This window comes from Rhizobium sp. 10PS4 (assembly GCF_032464805.1).
In the GTDB taxonomy this organism is placed as follows: domain Bacteria; phylum Pseudomonadota; class Alphaproteobacteria; order Rhizobiales; family Rhizobiaceae; genus Rhizobium; species Rhizobium laguerreae.
Genome location: NZ_JAWDIW010000005.1, coordinates 70,659 through 86,395 on the forward strand (window position 1 = coordinate 70,659; position 15,737 = coordinate 86,395).

Annotated in this window: 19 protein-coding genes; 12 read left to right on the plus strand and 7 right to left on the minus strand. The window is 62.4% G+C overall.

Annotated features, from left to right (window positions below; all coding sequences use genetic code 11):
- The first annotated feature begins 144 nt into the window (after window positions 1–144).
- The 7 genes from RWJ89_RS10710 (at window position 145) to RWJ89_RS10740 (ending at window position 6,605) form a co-directional block, all read left to right on the plus strand.
- On the plus strand, window positions 145–423 hold the full coding sequence (locus tag RWJ89_RS10710) for an acyl carrier protein (protein WP_003540486.1): 279 nt from the start codon (window positions 145–147) through the stop codon (window positions 421–423).
- Window positions 424–623: 200 nt separating this feature from the next.
- Window positions 624–1,106 carry a 3-hydroxyacyl-ACP dehydratase FabZ family protein gene (locus RWJ89_RS10715; RefSeq protein ID WP_003540474.1) on the plus strand — a complete coding sequence of 161 codons (483 nt, stop codon included), beginning with the start codon at window positions 624–626 and terminating at the stop codon, window positions 1,104–1,106.
- The gene (locus RWJ89_RS10720; RefSeq protein ID WP_222061069.1) at window positions 1,103–2,308 is read left to right on the plus strand and encodes a beta-ketoacyl-ACP synthase; all 1,206 of its coding nucleotides are present in this window, start codon (window positions 1,103–1,105) and stop codon (window positions 2,306–2,308) included. Before RWJ89_RS10715 ends, RWJ89_RS10720 begins: the two co-directional genes overlap by 4 nt.
- 12 nt (window positions 2,309–2,320) lie before the next feature.
- Window positions 2,321–3,607: a beta-ketoacyl-ACP synthase gene (locus tag RWJ89_RS10725; RefSeq protein ID WP_003540471.1), complete on the plus strand. Its 1,287-nt coding sequence runs from the start codon at window positions 2,321–2,323 to the stop codon at window positions 3,605–3,607.
- 56 nt (window positions 3,608–3,663) lie between these two features.
- Window positions 3,664–4,692 (plus strand): zinc-binding dehydrogenase, encoded by a 1,029-nt coding sequence (locus tag RWJ89_RS10730; protein ID WP_221943828.1) that lies wholly within the window; start codon window positions 3,664–3,666, stop codon window positions 4,690–4,692.
- Window positions 4,693–4,696: 4 nt separating this feature from the next.
- Window positions 4,697–5,632, plus strand: a complete 936-nt coding sequence (locus RWJ89_RS10735) for a lipid A biosynthesis lauroyl acyltransferase (RefSeq protein ID WP_222040266.1) — start codon at window positions 4,697–4,699, stop codon at window positions 5,630–5,632.
- A 256-nt stretch (window positions 5,633–5,888) separates the two neighbouring features.
- Entirely contained in the window at window positions 5,889–6,605 is a 717-nt protein-coding gene (locus tag RWJ89_RS10740; RefSeq protein WP_222040265.1) for a PAS domain-containing protein, read from the plus strand.
- 55 nt (window positions 6,606–6,660) lie between these two features.
- On the opposite strand, the gene RWJ89_RS10745 is transcribed toward RWJ89_RS10740, so the two are convergent.
- The 3 genes from RWJ89_RS10745 to RWJ89_RS10755 all read right to left on the minus strand — a co-directional run bounded on the left by RWJ89_RS10745 (window position 6,661) and on the right by RWJ89_RS10755 (window position 8,284).
- On the minus strand, window positions 6,661–7,023 hold the full coding sequence (locus tag RWJ89_RS10745; RefSeq protein WP_020050327.1) for a VOC family protein: 363 nt from the start codon (window positions 7,021–7,023) through the stop codon (window positions 6,661–6,663).
- Window positions 7,024–7,422 (minus strand): polyketide cyclase, encoded by a 399-nt coding sequence (locus tag RWJ89_RS10750; protein ID WP_020050326.1) that lies wholly within the window; start codon window positions 7,420–7,422, stop codon window positions 7,024–7,026.
- Window positions 7,423–7,492: 70 nt separating this feature from the next.
- Window positions 7,493–8,284, minus strand: coding sequence for a helix-turn-helix domain-containing protein (locus RWJ89_RS10755; protein ID WP_222040264.1), 792 nt, complete (start codon window positions 8,282–8,284; stop codon window positions 7,493–7,495).
- A gap of 210 nt (window positions 8,285–8,494) precedes the next feature.
- Here RWJ89_RS10755 and gndA point away from each other — a divergent pair, with 210 nt between their 5' ends.
- Both gndA and RWJ89_RS10765 read left to right on the plus strand, forming a co-directional pair.
- Window positions 8,495–9,946, plus strand: a complete 1,452-nt coding sequence (gene gndA / locus RWJ89_RS10760; RefSeq protein ID WP_205937790.1) for an NADP-dependent phosphogluconate dehydrogenase — start codon at window positions 8,495–8,497, stop codon at window positions 9,944–9,946.
- A gap of 83 nt (window positions 9,947–10,029) precedes the next feature.
- A complete protein-coding gene (locus RWJ89_RS10765) occupies window positions 10,030–10,794 on the plus strand; it encodes a carbon-nitrogen hydrolase family protein (protein WP_316030906.1) in 765 nt (254 codons plus the stop codon).
- A gap of 73 nt (window positions 10,795–10,867) precedes the next feature.
- On the opposite strand, the gene RWJ89_RS10770 is transcribed toward RWJ89_RS10765, so the two are convergent.
- The gene (locus tag RWJ89_RS10770; RefSeq protein WP_316030907.1) at window positions 10,868–11,245 is read right to left on the minus strand and encodes a VOC family protein; all 378 of its coding nucleotides are present in this window, start codon (window positions 11,243–11,245) and stop codon (window positions 10,868–10,870) included.
- Between the two features lie 249 nt (window positions 11,246–11,494).
- Between RWJ89_RS10770 and RWJ89_RS10775 the strand changes: the two genes are divergently transcribed.
- From RWJ89_RS10775 to RWJ89_RS10785, 3 genes are all read left to right on the plus strand, one after another.
- Window positions 11,495–11,989: a GNAT family N-acetyltransferase gene (locus RWJ89_RS10775; RefSeq protein WP_206989686.1), complete on the plus strand. Its 495-nt coding sequence runs from the start codon at window positions 11,495–11,497 to the stop codon at window positions 11,987–11,989.
- A 56-nt stretch (window positions 11,990–12,045) separates the two neighbouring features.
- Window positions 12,046–12,555: a GNAT family N-acetyltransferase gene (locus tag RWJ89_RS10780; protein ID WP_222061076.1), complete on the plus strand. Its 510-nt coding sequence runs from the start codon at window positions 12,046–12,048 to the stop codon at window positions 12,553–12,555.
- Between the two features lie 104 nt (window positions 12,556–12,659).
- Window positions 12,660–13,277, plus strand: a complete 618-nt coding sequence (locus RWJ89_RS10785) for a class I SAM-dependent methyltransferase (protein WP_132609091.1) — start codon at window positions 12,660–12,662, stop codon at window positions 13,275–13,277.
- 44 nt (window positions 13,278–13,321) lie between these two features.
- Here RWJ89_RS10785 and RWJ89_RS10790 read toward each other — a convergent pair whose 3' ends face one another.
- The 3 genes from RWJ89_RS10790 to RWJ89_RS10800 are packed head-to-tail and all read right to left on the minus strand — an operon-like array spanning window position 13,322 to window position 15,607.
- Window positions 13,322–13,867, minus strand: a complete 546-nt coding sequence (locus tag RWJ89_RS10790; RefSeq protein ID WP_316028620.1) for an AAA family ATPase — start codon at window positions 13,865–13,867, stop codon at window positions 13,322–13,324.
- Between the two features lie 15 nt (window positions 13,868–13,882).
- Entirely contained in the window at window positions 13,883–14,959 is a 1,077-nt protein-coding gene (locus RWJ89_RS10795) for a D-alanine--D-alanine ligase family protein (protein ID WP_131642356.1), read from the minus strand.
- A 33-nt stretch (window positions 14,960–14,992) separates the two neighbouring features.
- Window positions 14,993–15,607: a C39 family peptidase gene (locus RWJ89_RS10800; RefSeq protein ID WP_131642357.1), complete on the minus strand. Its 615-nt coding sequence runs from the start codon at window positions 15,605–15,607 to the stop codon at window positions 14,993–14,995.
- Between the last annotated feature and the right edge of the window lie 130 nt (window positions 15,608–15,737).

The following is a 15,737-nucleotide window of genomic DNA, read 5'->3' on the forward strand; positions in this document are numbered from 1 at the left end:
TGGGTGACGGCAAAGGCCGGCATTCCATTGCTGTTTAGGCAACACCCAGCCGGCAAATTGCCGCAGCGCTGGGACGAAAGCATTGGCTTTTGAAAAGGATTTGCCTATGAGGGGTTTAAATTGTCATTTCATGAGGTACAGCGCGTGACCGCTACATTCGATAAAGTTGCCGACATTATTGCAGAAACCAGCGAGATCGACCGCGCGACGATCACGCCGGAGAGCCATACGATCGACGACCTCGGTATCGACAGCCTCGATTTCCTCGACATCGTCTTTGCGATCGACAAGGAATTCGGCATCAAGATCCCGCTCGAAAAGTGGACGCAGGAAGTCAACGAAGGCAAGGTTTCCACCGAAGAATACTTCGTGCTGAAGAACCTCTGCGCCAAGATCGACGAGCTCAAAGCAGCCAAGGCCTGAGCGCCATAAAAGTCTTTTTTGAACGCCCTGCCGCCCTGAATATGGCGGCCGGGCGGTTTCGTTCCTAACTAGTGCATGCCGCCCAAAAGTGCGCAGCGGTTTTGGGCGGCATGCATAAAAACAAAGACCTAAAGTGCGAACCAGACGCGCTTTAGGCGTCACCGGCGGGCGGATCTGGCCTGTCGGGCCGGAGGATCCGAATGCTGCTGGAATATTTCCAGATGATTGACCGCGTCGAAGCGGTGGACCTGAAGAAGGGCACGCTTAAGGCGCGATCCGTCGTGCCGGCGAAGAGCCCCGTCTTCGAGGGTCATTTCCCCGGCATGCCGCTCGTTCCCGGCGTGCTGCTGATCGAGACCATGGCCCAGGCCTCCGGCATGCTGGTGCTTGCCGTCACCAATTTTGCCGCCATGCCCTTCCTGATGACCGTCGACGGCGCCAAGATGCGCACTTTCGTCGAACCGGAAGCCGTGCTCGACATCGAGGCGGTGCTGGAGCATGACGGTTCGGGTTTCGCGGTCACCAAGGCTAAAATCACGAGCGGCGGCAAAAAGGTCTGCGATGCGCAGCTGAAACTGCGCACCATGCCGTTTTCCGAGGTGCCGCTCGGCGATATCGTGAAGAAACGTGCCGGCGAGATCGGGCTTCTCGAAGCGATCGCGGCGCAGGGAGTGATTGGATGAGCAAGGCTGCAAACGACGTCGTTATCTCGGGCATCGGTATCGTCACCTGTCAGGGCGTCGGCAAGGATGCGCATATCGCGCTGCTTTCGGCCGCGAGCACGCCGAAGGCGATTGTCGAGACCGAAAAGTTCAAGCCCTATCCGGTGCATCCGCTGCCCGAGATCGACTGGTCGCAGCAGATCGCCAAGCGCGGCGATCAACGCCAGATGGAGAACTGGCAGCGCATCGGCGTCTTCGCCGCCGGCCTTGCGCTCGACGATGCCGGCTTCAAGGATGATATCGAAGCCTGCGGCACGATGGACATGATCGTGGCGGCCGGCGGCGGCGAGCGCGACATCAATGTTGACACACTGATCGTCGACGAAGCGCTGAAGCGCAATGACCGCGAGTTGCTGCTCAACGAGAAGCTGACGACCGAGCTGAGGCCGACACTGTTCCTCGCCCAGCTCTCCAACCTGCTCGCCGGTAACATCTCGATCGTGCACAAGGTCACCGGCTCGTCGCGTACCTTCATGGGCGAGGAAGCGGCCGGCATATCCGCCGTCGAGACCGCCTTCTACCGCATCAAATCAGGCGAATCCTCGCATGCGCTTGTTGGAGGCGCCTTCGCGGCCGAGCGGCCTGACATGATCCTGCTCACCGAAGCGATCGGCGCCCATGCGCGCGGCGACTGGGTGCCGCTCTGGTCGCGCAGGCCGAGCGACGGCGGCGGCATGATCACCGGTTCGGCAGGCGCCTTCCTGGTGTTGGAATCGCGCCAACACGCTAGAGCTCGCGGCGCCCATATCTATGCCGTCATCGACGCGGTCGAGGGTGACCGCGGCAACCGCAATTCCGGCAATCTCGAAGTTCGGCTGGAGCGGCTTTTGGCGCCGGCTGCCGGGCTTGCCACTGAGAGCACGGCGATCTTTTCCGGATCGACCGGCATGCACGATCTTGCCGCCCGCGAGCGGGCGGTGCTCGAACATCAATTGCCCGACGTCGCGATCCGCGGCTTCGGCGGCGTCACCGGCCATACGATCGAGACGCACTTCACGCTGGGTCTGGCGCTTGCCGCCCTTGCCGTCGACGGCAAGGCCAAGGTTCCGCCCTTCGACGCCGCCCATGAGGCGCCGATGCGCGCAGGCGCCACCGCAGCCGTCGTGACTACGGTCGGACACCAGCGCGGCGAGGGCGTTGCCGTTCTTTCCGCAGATGCGTGAGGAGTGAGAGATATGACAGCTTCCGCTTATAGAGATCACCTCGGCCGTCCGATCGTGGCTGTTACCGGTATGGGCATCATCACCTCGCTCGGTCAGGGCCTCAGCGACAACTGGGCAGCGCTTTCGTCAGGCACGTCGGGCATCCACGAGATCAACCGATTCCCGACCGAGGGCCTGTCGACGCGGATCGCCGGCACCGTCGATTTTATCGGCATCCCGGTGCCGAACGCCGTCGAGCGCTCCTATGCCTTCGCCCGCGAAACGACGATTGAGGCGCTTGCCGATGCCGGCCTTTCCGGTGATTTCAACGGCCCACTGTTCCTCGCCGCCCCGCCGATCGAGCCGGAATGGAGCGCGCGTTTCGAGCTTGCCGACCGTTCGCCGGCTTCCGACCATCCGGGGGATGCCTATGAGCGCTTCCTGACGGCGCTGCGTCAGCGTCCGGATCCGGCCTTCCATGAGGCGGCCCTGTTCGGTGCGATTTCCGAGCGCCTTGCCGACCGGTTCGGCACCCGCGGCCTTCCCGTCACGCTGTCGACCGCCTGCGCCTCCGGCGTCACGGCGATCCAGCTCGGCATCGAGGCGATCCGCCAAGGCCGCACCGATCGCGCACTGACGGTCGCGACCGACGGATCGTTGAGTGCCGAAGCGCTGATCCGCTTCTCGCTGCTGTCAGCTCTTTCGACGCAGAACGATCCGCCGACCAAGGCTTCCAAGCCGTTCAGCAAGGATCGCGACGGCTTCGTCATCGCCGAAGGTGCTGCGACCCTGGTGCTGGAATCGCTGGAATCGGCGGTTGCCCGCGGCGCGAAGGTGCTCGGCATCATGAAGGGCGCCGGCGACAAGGCCGACAGCTTCCACCGCACCCGGTCGTCGCCCGATGGCGGCCCGGCAATTGCGACGATCCGCGCGGCCCTTGCCGATGCCGGCATCGACGAGAGTGGCATCGGCTACATCAATGCGCACGGCACCTCGACGCCGGAGAACGACAAGATGGAGTATGGCGCGATGTCGGCCGTGTTCGGCGATCGGCTCGTCGGCATTCCGGTGTCGTCCAACAAGTCGATGATCGGCCATACGCTGACGGCGGCGGGCGCCGTCGAGGCGGTGTTCTCGCTGCAGACGATGCTGACCGGGACGCTGCCGCCGACGATCAACTATAACAACCCCGATCCGTCGATCGTTCTCGATGTCGTGCCGAACAAGAAGCGGGAAGCCCAGGTTTCAGCCGTGCTTTCCAACTCCTTCGGCTTCGGCGGGCAGAATGCCAGCCTTGTCATGGCGCTTGAACCGGCTTAAGCGGTTCGCGACAATTTCAAAACAAGAAGACCGTCTTGAAGGCGAGGGATTTTGCCATGCGCGCTTTGCAACTGATCGATGACCGCAAGCTTGAGATCACCGACCTGCCGGAACCGGACGCTCCTGGTGCCGGCGAGGTGACGCTGCGCGTCAAGGCGGTGGCGCTCAACCATATCGACGTCTGGGGCTGGCGCGGCATGGCATTCGCCAAGCGCAAGATGCCGCTGGTCATCGGTGCGGAAGCTTCTGGCGTCGTCGAGGCCATCGGGCCGGGCGTCGCCAACGTGCTGCCGGGCCAACTCGTCGCGATCTACGGCGCGCGCACCTGCGGCCTCTGCCGCCGCTGCCGCGAAGGCCGCGACAATCTCTGCGAACATGTCTCCGGCGTGCACGGCTTCCATCTCGACGGCTTCGCCCAGGAGAAGGTCAACCTGCCGGCGCGCCTGCTGGTGCCGGCCCCTCCCGGTGTCGACGCGATCGGCGCGGCGCTTGCTCCGGTCACCTTCGGCACGGTCGAGCACATGCTGTTCGACAATGCCAAGCTTGAGCCGGGCGAGACGATCCTTGTCCATGCCGGCGGCTCCGGCATCGGCACGGCGGCGATCCAGCTCGCCAAGAAGATCGGCTGCACCGTCATCACCACGGTCGGTTCGGACGACAAGATCGAAAAGGCCAAGGCGCTCGGCGCCGATCACGTCATCAACTACCGCACCGACCGTTTCGAAGGCGTGGTGCGCAAGCTCACCAAGAAGAAGGGCGTCGACGTCGTCTTCGAACATGTCGGCAAGGACACCTGGGCAGGCTCGATGCTCTGCATGAAGCGCGGTGGGCGCCTCGTCACCTGCGGCTCGACCTCGGGTGTTTCGACAGAGATGAACCTGATGATGCTGTTCCAGCAGCAGCTGAAGCTCTTCGGCTCCTTCGGCTGCCGTATGGAGAACATGGCGGATGCGATGCAGAAGATGGGCCGCGGGCTCGTCCATCCCGTCATCGATACCGAGGTCAGCTTCAGCGATATCGACCGGGCGCTGGAGCGGATGGAATCGCGCCAGATCTTCGGCAAGATCATCCTGAAGATGGACTGACCGCGTGAAGCTCTTCATCACCCGGATCGTTCTGGCGCTGAGGAATTTTCAGCAATGGCTGGTGGCTCAGATGATGTTCGGCTTCCTGAATTTCCTGAAGCTGTTTCCGGCCGATGGCGCGATCCGCTTCGCCGACAGGATGATGCGCCGCCTCGGCCGGCTGACCAGCCGCCACAGACTGATGCTGACCAATCTGCGCAATGCCTTCCCTGACAAGAGCGAGGCCGAGATCGAGGAGATCGCGCTCGGCAGCTGGGGCAATATGGGCCGGCTTGCGGCCGAATACGTCTTCCTCGATCAGCTGTTCGACTATGATCCTGAAAAGGCGGAGCCGGGCAGGGTGGAGGTGTCGGGCGTCCCGATCTTCCTCGACCTGCGCGACAATCCGCGCCCCTTCATCGTCTTTACCGGCCATACCGCCAATTTCGAGCTGCTGCCGGTAGCGGGTGCCGCCTTTGGGCTCAACGTCACCGTGCTCTTTCGCCCACCGAATAATCCTTATGTCGCCAAGAAGGTGTTCGACTTCCGGAGCGCCCGCATGGGCAAGCTGGTGCCTTCGCATGCAGGCTCGTCCTTTGCGCTCGCCCGTCAGCTGGAAGCAGGCCAGGGGGTGGGCGTGCTGGTCGACCAGAAATTCCGCAAGGGGCTGAAGGGCACCTTCTTCGGCCGCGACGTCAAGACCAATCCGCTGCTGCCGAAGCTGGTGCGCCAGTTCGACTGCGAGGTCTATCCGGCGCGCTGCATCCGTCTGCCCGGAAATCGCTACCGGCTGGAAATCGAGCCGCGGCTGGACATGCCGCGCGACGCCAAGGGCAATCTCGACCTGCCGGCCGTCGCCCAGCTGCTCAACGACAAGGTGGAAAGCTGGGTGCGGGAATATCCGGAGCAGTGGCTCTGGTATCACGACCGCTGGCAGATCAAGCAGACGCTCGCGCCTTAGAATAGAATGCTCCAAACGAATAGTTGGAGCATGATGTCGCCCGAAAACCGCTCGGCATCACACTCAAAAAAGGTCCACCACCCCCATTTATCAGCGGTGAAAAGCGGCAGGTGCTCTCGGATTGAAACTGAGGGCGCTTCATGTTACCCGTCACCACCAAGGCGCGAATAATGTCTACCGGAAGGCGCATTTTTGGGGAATGCAGCCATGTGAGGTTTCGGACTCGTCTCTTGGCACAATGGGAGTGGGAGGCGTCTTGCTGGAGCTTTTTCGAGCTTTTTCTTTGCGTTGCGTGCAAATCGAGGAAGCCATACGCCTGGGCGACGACCAGCGCGTCACGGCGCTCGACCGTCATGTCGAGCCGCTGGTCGAGGCAATCCTCGCCTGCCGGGCAGTCAATCTGCTCGAAGTCTACATGCAGCTGCAGTTCGTGAGCCACCTGATCAGCCAGGATGCCGACGATAGCGCCAGCGTCACGGAGCATACGTCGGTGCTTTCCTATCTGCTCGACCGCTATTTCGGGGCGCATGGGCCGGACTGGCGCGTGCCTTCTCCGCAGGATGTGCGCATAGAGCCGCCGCCGGCCTATGTGCCGGATACCGACAATGGCCAGTTCCTCAACGCGGCGATCCTCGAAAGTCTGCCGGATCGCGTGGCGGTGCTGACAAGGGACTATCGCTACCTCTATTCCAATCCAGCCAACAGCGCCCATCTCAACAGGAAGCCAATGGAACTCATCGGCCGCCACCTTTCCGAATTCATCGGCGAGGAGCGGTTTGCCGAATGCGCCAAGCATAAGCTCGACGCCTGTTTTGCCGGTGACCAGATCGACTATACCTATGAGCGCCCGGACGGCAGCGGTGGGTCGCGGCAGGTGCGCTGTCGCATGTCGCCGCTACGCGATGCGGGCGGCACGGTGATCGGCGCCCTGCTCGTCATGGAAGATCTCGACCGGCTGTCGCAGGCTGCCTGATCCCGGTCGGCAGCCTCAGGCAGCCTGACCAACTCGGCAGCCTCGGGTAATCCGGCTAAACGGCCGCCCAGACGGCGAGCTCGTAGCCGTCGCGATCGAGGAAGTGGAAGCGACGGCCGCCGGGAAAATCGGTGATCGGCCGGCAGATCGTGCCGCCCGCTCTTTCGACTGAGGTCAGCACCTCTTCCAGATCATTGGCATAGACGACGACCAGCGGGCCGCCGCCTGTCCGCACCGGTCCGAAATCGGTAAAGCCGCCCTTCAGCCGGCCGTCGTCGAATTCGCAATAATTGGGGCCGTAATCGGTGAAACGCCAGCCGAAGGCCGAGCCGTAAAAGGCTTTGGCGGCAGCGATGTCGGCGACGTTGAATTCGACATAGTCGATGCGGCGGTCGTGGTTTTCTGTCTTCTCGGCCATCTATCTCTCCATCAGGGCTTTCAGCATGGCGAGATCTTTCTCGACATGGGCGGCATCGGCGGAAAACTGCGCGTCGGTCATGCCGGGCAGACGCAGCAGCGTGAACATGACCTCGCAGCCATCGCCGTTCGGCACGATGCGCAGGGCATTATAGACCCTGAGGCCGGATTCGATCGTCACCGTATGGTCGATCACGCCGAATTCATTGGCAGGCACGAAGCTCACCCTGATTTTTCCAAGAGCGCCATCGGCGATCCAGTCGGCACCATCAGGATCGAGCCCGGTCGCAAGGCCGGAGGCCCAGAGCGGCATGTTCTCCGGCTTGCCGGCGAATTCATAGACGTCGCGCCAATCGCGCTCGATCGACCGGTGGATGATTTTCGCGGGCATTGTCGTCATGGCTTGCAAGTCCCTGTCATTTGGTTTCGTCAGAATAACAAACCGGCCGACAGCGTCTTGAACAAAACGGTCAGTCGCCTCTTTTCCGCATGCCGAGCTGATCGAAAATGACGGCGGGCGTCAGCGTCGAAAGCTCGCCGACCTCCCGCGTCATGTGGGACTGGTCGGCAAAGCCCGCTTCGAGCGCAAGGCGGGCAAGCGGCATCGTGCCCGACTTGCGGCAGAGGTCGAGGAAACGCTGGAACCGGCGGATCCGTTCCAGCGTCTTTGCGCCGTAGCCGAAATGATGGTGGCAGCGACGGCGCAGCTGCCTTTCGCTCATGCCGAGCCGGTCGAGCAGGCCGGATGCCGGGCGGCCGCCGTCGGCGGCGGCGAAGATCATGGCGGCGTCGCGGGCGGGCTCCTCCGCATCGCGCGCGGTCCCTTCAAGCAGGCGGCCAAACAGCGCCATCGCGGCCGAGGGGTCGGGACAATCCGCAAGCCGCGCTTCGAATTCGGCGGTGTCCTTCCGGCCGATTTCGGCAAGGGGCACCGAGCAGCCGACCAGCGCCGAGAGCGGCGTCTTCAGCCAGGGTGCTGCAGCGCCAGGTGCAAAACGTGCGCCGATGACGGTCGCGCCCGGCTGGATGACGGGAAAGGCCGCCGTCCTGTCGGGGCCGGCGACGACCAGCCGGCCGTCGATCCAGAGGAGATCGCAATAACCATCCGGCACGACCGCCACCATTGCCGGCGGTCCGTTGTAAAGCGCATGAGACCAGAGGCGGCTGAAATGGCGTCGCAGCGTCGGCGGCGGTGCATATTCGCGGTAGCGGCCGGCGCGGGCCGCCAGGAGGGCCGCCTCTTTTCGTTTTCCCGATGCCAATGCGATATCTCCGGAGGCACTGATGATAACATGAGATAGGGCATTGCGGGCACGACGCGCGAAAAATTTGCGGCTTCGGATTAAGCGGCCGCCGGCGGGTTGTCGGACAAGCGGGCATAGTGCAAGCCTCATTTCATTGGCTTTTGCGAACCGATTAGACCCTTGTGAGACTTGCCGTTTGACCGAGACAGTGCCACAACACCGGTCCAAATGACACATCGGAGGTTTGTCGTGGAAAAGGCAGAAATCGGACTGATCGGCCTTGCGGTCATGGGCTCCAACCTGGCGCTCAACATCGCGGAGAAAGGCAATAAAATCGCGGTCTTCAACCGCACGCCGGAAAAAACCGACGAATTCTACGAAAGCGCCGGCGATCTGAAGAAGCAGATCATTCCATGCAAGACCATCGAGGAATTCGTCGATGCGATCCGGCCGCCGCGTCCGATCATCATCATGATCAAGGCGGGTGAGCCCGTCGACCAGCAGATGGAGTTGCTGCGCCCGCATCTGTCCAAGGGCGACATCATGATCGATGCCGGCAACGCCAATTTCCGCGACACCGTCGCCCGCTTCGATCGGCTGAAGAATACCGATCTGACCTTCATCGGCATGGGTGTTTCCGGCGGCGAAGAAGGTGCGCGCCACGGCCCGTCGATCATGGTCGGCGGCACCGAAGAGTCCTGGAAGCGCGTCGAGAAGGTGCTGACCTCGATTGCCGCCCGCTACAATGACGAGCCCTGCGTCGCCTGGCTCGGCAATGATGGCGCTGGCCATTTCGTCAAGACCATCCATAACGGCATCGAATATGCCGATATGCAGATGATCGCCGAAATCTACGGCATCCTGCGCGACGGCCTCGGCAAGAGCGCCTCCGAAATCTCCGGCATCTTCGGCGAATGGAACAAGGGCCGGCTGAACTCCTACCTGATCGAAATCTCGGAGAAGGTGCTTGCCGCAACCGATCCGGTTTCCGGCGGGCCGATGGTCGACATGATCCTCGACAAGGCCGGCCAGAAGGGCACCGGCAAGTGGTCGGCGATCGAGGCGCAGAACATGGGCATTCCGGCAACGGCGATCGAAGCCGCCGTCGCCGCCCGCAGCCTCTCTTCGATGAAGTCGCAGCGTGAGGCCGCCGAGAAAATCTTCGGAACGCAGGCCGTGTCCTTCCCGATTGCTTACGGCCCCGAGCTCAACAAGGATCTGGAGCTGGCGCTTTTCGCTGCCAAGATCGGCGCCTATGCGCAGGGCTTCGCGGTGATGGCGGAAGCGTCGCGCGAGTTCAACTGGTCACTGCCGATGCCGACGATTGCCAGGATCTGGCGCGCCGGCTGCATCATCCGCTCGCAGTTCCTCGACGAGATCACCTCGGCCTTCACCAAGGCGCCTGACGCTGCAAACCTCATCGTCACGCCGGCTTTCTCCGACATGGTCAAGGAATCGATCCCGGCGCTGCGCCGTGTCGTCGGTGGCGCGATTGCCGCCGGCCTGCCGGTGCCGGCGCTGACCTCGGCGCTGACCTATTTCGACGCCTATCGCCAGGGCAGGGGAACGGCAAACCTCATCCAGGCACAGCGCGACTTCTTCGGCGCCCACGGCTTCGACCGCCTTGATGGTAAGGATTTCCACCACGGCCCCTGGGGCAGCGGTGCCTCGACGTTCTGAGGTTTACCGATTTTCAAGGAGAGGCCCGGCCACAGTGCCGGGCCTCTTGCTGAGATGCCGCGGCCGAGAACCCGGAGGTCTAAGTGACGAGCATTCGGATAGCCGCCGCGCAGACGCCGGAATTTCGGGAGAATCTTGGGGCGGCGCTGGATTATGCCTGCGGGATCGCCGCTCGTGCCGAGGCTGAGGATGTTGCCCTGCTGGTCTTTCCAGAAGGTTTTCTCCAGGGCTACCTGACCGATGAAGCATCGGCGCGGCGGGTTGCCCTCGATCTCGCATCAGCCGAGTTCGCGGCGGTCCTGGATCGGTTGCCGAAGTCGGGACCGGTGCTGGTCATGGGGCTGATCGAGATCGATGATGGGCGATTGTTCAACACCGCCGTCGTCGTCGAGCGCGGCGTTCTCCTCGGTCGCTACCGGAAAACCCACCTGCTGCCCGGCGAGCGGGCTTTCGAGGCAGGAAAGGACAGTCCGCTCTTTGCGATCGGTGCCCTGCGCTTCGGGATCAACATCTGCTACGACACCAATTTTCCGGAGGCAGCCGCAAAGGTTGCTGCGTCTGGCGCATCGCTGATCTTATGCCTGTCCAACAACATGATGCCACGGGAGAAGGCGGAAATATTCAAGCCGCTGCATAATGCCGTTCGCGGTGAAAGATGCCGCGAGGCAGGCCTGTGGCTGATATCGTCCGACGTAACGGGTGAGCGCGACGGGCGCATCGCCTGGGGACCGACGGCCGTGCTGAACCGGCAAGGGCAGGTCGTGGCGCAACTGCCACTGGAGGAGCCCGGCTTGCTGACCTTCGATTTTCCCTGTGGTGGACAAGATGCCGCGGCTCGACTCAAATGACGAGCACTGCTGAATTCGGGAATGTGCGAAAGTTGGATGGGAACTGTATTCGCATCCACTTCTCATGGCTGGGCTAGATCCGCTCGCCAACGTCAATACGGTTGCCATCGGGATTTTCAAATACGAAGGCCCGCAATCCGTAGTCCTTGTTCTGAAGGCTCTTGATGATTCTCAGCCCGTATTGCTGGCAAACCGCGTGCAGGGCATCGACATTGTCGACCATCAGGTGGGCAACATTGAAGTCGGCAGCCTTGTGGTTCGGCTGCAAGGTGAGATGCACTTCGCCCTGGTCGCGCTTCAGGATCATGAAGCCGACAGGATTGCCGTTCTCGAATGTTTTCTTGAAGCCGAGGACATTGGCGTAAAAATTATAGGCCTTGGTCATGTCCTTGACCGGCAGCATGGCGGCAATTCGTCCGAAACGAACACCGTGATCGGCGATATCATTCATCGCAGAACCTCTGATTGCGAAGACGCAAATACCCTTCGGACGGTGCCGACAGAGATGGTACGCTCCGTTGTTTCGATCAGCAGGACGGTGCCCACGAGCTTAGGTCTATAGCCTCGAAATCTTCTACGGAAGAGGGGTAGCGGAATCCCCGCGAGATTTTTCTGGGATCTACGACACTTCGTTTCGATGGGATAAGACATTGTTTGTACGGGCAGCCCTGACGACAACGCGTTTGAGGAATTGACAGAGATGCTTATCCGAGACGAAACGCCTGATGATATCGATGCGATCCATGATCTGACCTCGACCGCCTTCAAGCCAATGCCCTACAGCGACGGTACGGAAGCGGAGATTGTCCGAAGACTTCGCGCGGCGGGCGATCTCACGATATCGCTGGTGGCCGAGCAGGATGGCGAGATTCTCGGGCATGTGGCGTTTTCGCCGGTGACGATCGACGGCGCGCATGATGCCTGGTTCGGGCTGGGGCCGATATCGGTCAAGCCGGAGAGACAGCGGCAGGGTATCGGCAAGGCGATGATTGCACGGGGTCTCGAATTGTTGAACGATATCGGCGCCAGCGGATGCGCGCTGATCGGCAATCCCGAGATCTACAGCCGTGTCGGTTTCAGCAGCGACGGACAGTTGACGTATCTCGACCTCGATAGGCGGCTGGTGCAGAGGATTGTCTTTCGCGGATCTCCGCCAAGCGGGACGTTGCAATTCGCCCCAGCATTTGAAAGCTAGAATATTCCGTTCAACGGCTGAAACTCCAAACTCAAGCTGACAGAGAAGGCGACGACATGTCCCAAGCGGGCGCGATGACCATTCGAACCGAGCGTCTCAAGCTCCGCATGCCTGTTATCGGCGATTTCGCCGCCTATGCTGAGATCATGGCATCGCCGCGATCCGTCGGAATGGGCGGCCCGTTCGATCTGCGCGCGGCGTGGGGGATGTTCTGCCACGACGTGGCTCTCTGGCAGCTTTTCGGGCACGGAGCGCTGACGATCGAGCTTGGCGAAACCGGCGAATGCGTCGGTCAGGTGGGGATCAATCACGGGCCTCTCTTTCCGGAGAAGGAGCTCGGCTGGTTCGTCTATGAAGAATATGAGGGCAAAGGCTATGCGACCGAAGCGGGCTTGGCGCTGCGCGACTGGGCTTTCGCAACGCTCAAGCTGCCATCGCTCGTCAGCTATATCGCTCCCGGCAATGCTGCATCTGTCGCCGTTGCGGAACGGCTGGGCGCGCGTCTCGATCCCACAGCACCCCGAACTGATCCTGCCGATCTCGTTTACCGTCACCTCGCTTCCTGAACGGAGAACATGGTCTTGGGCGCACTGTGATTGGTTGCAGACGTCTCAGTCCCTACATGTTGATCAGCTAGGGAATCGAGTTCCGCAAGAGATGGGCATATCCGATGACGGGCGAGAAGCGGGAACACTGGGACGAGGTCTATCGCACGAAACCTGCCGACAGCGTCAGCTGGTATCAGCCGACGCCCGGGCCTTCCTTGCGGGCGCTTGACGAGCTGCAACTGCCGGCCACGGCCTCGCTGATCGATGTGGGCGGCGGCGCATCGAGCCTTGTCGACCGTCTTGTCGAGCGCGGTTGGTCCGACCTCACCGTCCTCGACATCGCCGCGCCGGCGCTCGATGTCGCCAAGGCGCGGCTGCGGGATGAAGCCGCCCGCATCACCTGGGTGGTTGCCGACGTCACTTCATGGCAGCCCGACCGCCATTACGATGTGTGGCACGACCGCGCTGTTTTTCACTTCCTCACCGAGCCCGAGCAGCGGCTGGCCTATCGCCGCGCGCTCGAAACCGGCACGGCGGCGGGCAGCGCCGTGATCATCGCGACCTTCGCGCCGGACGGGCCGGAACGGTGCAGCGGCTTGCCGGTCCAGCGTTACGACGCGGTGGCGCTTGCGACCGAATTCTCGTCCACCTTCGCGCTTCAGCGTGACTGGCGGGAGGAACACACGACACCCGGCGGTGGCCGGCAGTCGTTCCAGTGGTGCATTTTTCGGAGGCGCTGAGCCCCTTTTGAGAAGGCGGCGGAGAGACGCCCTAGCGATCTCGTCTACTGCTGCCTCGTTTCCCGAGGGAGGCAGTCGAGGATGAAATCCGCCCGGTCGGCGACCGCGATTTTCGGCAGCATGACGACGTCGTAGCCGAGCGTCGGATAGACGGCGACAAGTCGATCATATTCCGCGACCGCCTCGTCGAAGCCATGGCGCCGCTCGGGGTCGGTCGTGTAGATTTCGGGCCATGGCGGCGTGAGAAAAACCCTCGGGTGATAGCGATGAGCGGCGCTCAATTTTTCCAGGGCCGGTTCTCCGGTCAGGTGCTGCAGCGCTGCCGCGGCATCGATCAGCCCGCGATCAAAAAACGTCCAGCCGGCCTGCTCACGCGCAGCCTTGTGATCGGCGATCGCCATCTCGATCGCGCGGCGGGCAAACGCCGCCATGTCGGCCCAGGGCAGGACGGTGCCGCCGCTCTCGATCTCCTGCTTGACGATCCGTCGGCCGGGCTCTTCGACGACGGCATGACCGCGTGCAGCAAGCTCAGCAAGCAGCGTCGATTTTCCGCCGCCGGAACATCCCGAAATCAAGACCGACCCGTTCATCTTCAAGCTCCCGTCTCAGGCGGCTCGTCGGGCGCGCGCCAGGCCGTGGTCCACCAGTCGGTCGATGATTTCGGCGTAGGTGACGCCGCTTGCCGCCATCGCCTTGGAATACATGCTGATATCGGTGAAGCCGGGGATGGTGTTGATTTCATTGACGAGGAACTGCATGTCATCCGTCAGGAAGAAATCTATGCGGGCCATGCCGTCGCAGCCGACCGCCCGGAAGGCTCTTGCGGCCACGTCGCGCATGGCGGTCTCGACCTCCTGCGGCAGTTCGGCCGGCACTTTCAACGCCGCACCGTTCTCGTCGATATATTTGGCATCGTAGCTATAGAAGTCGTGGCTTTCCGCCGGCACGATCTCGCCCGGCCGGGAGACGAAGAGTTCGCCTGCCGCATCCTCGAGCACACTGAATTCGATCTCGCGGCCGCGCACGAATTCCTCGGCGAGCAGCGTGCGATCGTGGCGGAAGGCTTCAGTAAGGGCGGGTGCGAATTCCTGGCTGGCATGGACCTTGGCGACACCGACCGACGATCCCTGGCGCGCAGGCTTGATGAAGAGCGGCAGGCCGAGCTCGCCTTCCAAGGCTGCCAGTGAAGGGGCGGCACTCTCATGGATCGTCACCGCGCGCGCCACCGGCAGGCCCGCCGCCCTCAGCAGGCGTTTGGCGATGTCCTTGTCGAGCGCCGTGGCCGAACCGAGGATGCCGCAACCGGCGAGTGGAACGCGGGCCACCTCCGCCGCGCCCTGTACCGATCCGTCTTCGCCATGCTGGCCGTGAAGGACAGGAAACAGGATGTCGACCTTTGCTAGGTCATGCGGCGCGCCATGAGTTGGGATCGCCAGCACCCGGCCGCGCCCACCCGGCACCAGGCAGATTTCCGTGCCTGATGAAGGTGTCGCCAGCACGCCATCCTCAAAACTGCTCAGCAGCCACTGTCCGTCGCGCGTGATGAAGACGGGGACTGCGTCGTATTTCTCGGGCATGAGCGCGCCCATGACATTGGTTGCCGAGAGCACGGAAACTTCATGCTCGGCCGAGCGGCCACCGAAGAGCACGGCAATGCGCAGCCTGTTTGGGGATGGGGTCATGAAAGCCTCCGAAACGATCTGGTGTGAAAAGGGTCAGGCGTCGACCGATATGCCGCGATTGGCGAAGAAGCGGTCGAATACGGCAAGCGGCAGCGTCACGTCAGCCTGGCTCGCCTCGTCATGGCCGGACGGGTTGTGAAAGCGGATTGTCTCGTCGCTGGCTGCCGTCACCAGCACCAGGTGTCCGCCCTTCGAGGGCGGTTCTCGCTCCGGCCAGCGGATGCCAGAGTTCACCGAGGCGATGAAGAACCGGCGTTTCGCGAGATGCCCGGGAATGGCCGATGTCTCGACGCCGGTCATCGTCTCCGCGCTAAGTCCGAAGCGCTCGGCTGCGAAGCGGACGAAGGGCGCGTAAATCAGCCCTTTGATCGAGGCGTCGATCTCGTTGACCACATAACCGCCATAGGCGGTGCAGGCGTGGGCAAGCTCGATGGTCGGATGGATTTCACCGCGGGCGGCAAGAATCATCTTCAGGCAGGCCATGCCGCAGACATTGACCGCCCAGCGCGCATATTCCTCGATCGTCGCGGCTCCCGAATGGCGCCAGAGCGGGTCGCTGAGCAAGGCCTGCGATCCCTGGGCAAGCACCGGCAGCGTCATGCCCGGTGTTTCCCACTGGCTAAAATAGGGCACACCGTTTTGCTGCATCCTGTCGATTCCCCCGTGGCTCGTCTCTGAGATGGCGGGCAATCTGGGCTTTTTCGAGCCGATGTGGCACACCCTGATCATCTAGTCGCTGGCGCCATCCGTCCACCGCGCTATCCTGCGGTGACGCGGC

What these genes read in the sequence shown, in the direction of transcription:
- RWJ89_RS10725 (WP_003540471.1), top strand. Translation starts at nt 2,321, where the DNA reads ATGACAGCTTCCGCTTATAGAGATCACCTCGGCCGTCCGATCGTGGCT.
- RWJ89_RS10730 (WP_221943828.1), top strand. Translation starts at nt 3,664, where the DNA reads ATGCGCGCTTTGCAACTGATCGATGACCGCAAGCTTGAGATCACCGAC.
- RWJ89_RS10785 (WP_132609091.1), top strand. Translation starts at nt 12,660, where the DNA reads ATGACGGGCGAGAAGCGGGAACACTGGGACGAGGTCTATCGCACGAAA.
- RWJ89_RS10800 (WP_131642357.1), bottom strand. Translation starts at nt 15,607, where the DNA reads ATGCAGCAAAACGGTGTGCCCTATTTTAGCCAGTGGGAAACACCGGGC.
- RWJ89_RS10795 (WP_131642356.1), bottom strand. Translation starts at nt 14,959, where the DNA reads ATGACCCCATCCCCAAACAGGCTGCGCATTGCCGTGCTCTTCGGTGGC.
- RWJ89_RS10780 (WP_222061076.1), top strand. Translation starts at nt 12,046, where the DNA reads ATGTCCCAAGCGGGCGCGATGACCATTCGAACCGAGCGTCTCAAGCTC.
- RWJ89_RS10775 (WP_206989686.1), top strand. Translation starts at nt 11,495, where the DNA reads ATGCTTATCCGAGACGAAACGCCTGATGATATCGATGCGATCCATGAT.
- RWJ89_RS10745 (WP_020050327.1), bottom strand. Translation starts at nt 7,023, where the DNA reads ATGGCCGAGAAGACAGAAAACCACGACCGCCGCATCGACTATGTCGAA.
- RWJ89_RS10715 (WP_003540474.1), top strand. Translation starts at nt 624, where the DNA reads ATGCTGCTGGAATATTTCCAGATGATTGACCGCGTCGAAGCGGTGGAC.
- RWJ89_RS10750 (WP_020050326.1), bottom strand. Translation starts at nt 7,422, where the DNA reads ATGACGACAATGCCCGCGAAAATCATCCACCGGTCGATCGAGCGCGAT.
- RWJ89_RS10720 (WP_222061069.1), top strand. Translation starts at nt 1,103, where the DNA reads ATGAGCAAGGCTGCAAACGACGTCGTTATCTCGGGCATCGGTATCGTC.
- RWJ89_RS10770 (WP_316030907.1), bottom strand. Translation starts at nt 11,245, where the DNA reads ATGAATGATATCGCCGATCACGGTGTTCGTTTCGGACGAATTGCCGCC.
- RWJ89_RS10790 (WP_316028620.1), bottom strand. Translation starts at nt 13,867, where the DNA reads ATGAACGGGTCGGTCTTGATTTCGGGATGTTCCGGCGGCGGAAAATCG.
- gndA (WP_205937790.1), top strand. Translation starts at nt 8,495, where the DNA reads ATGACACATCGGAGGTTTGTCGTGGAAAAGGCAGAAATCGGACTGATC.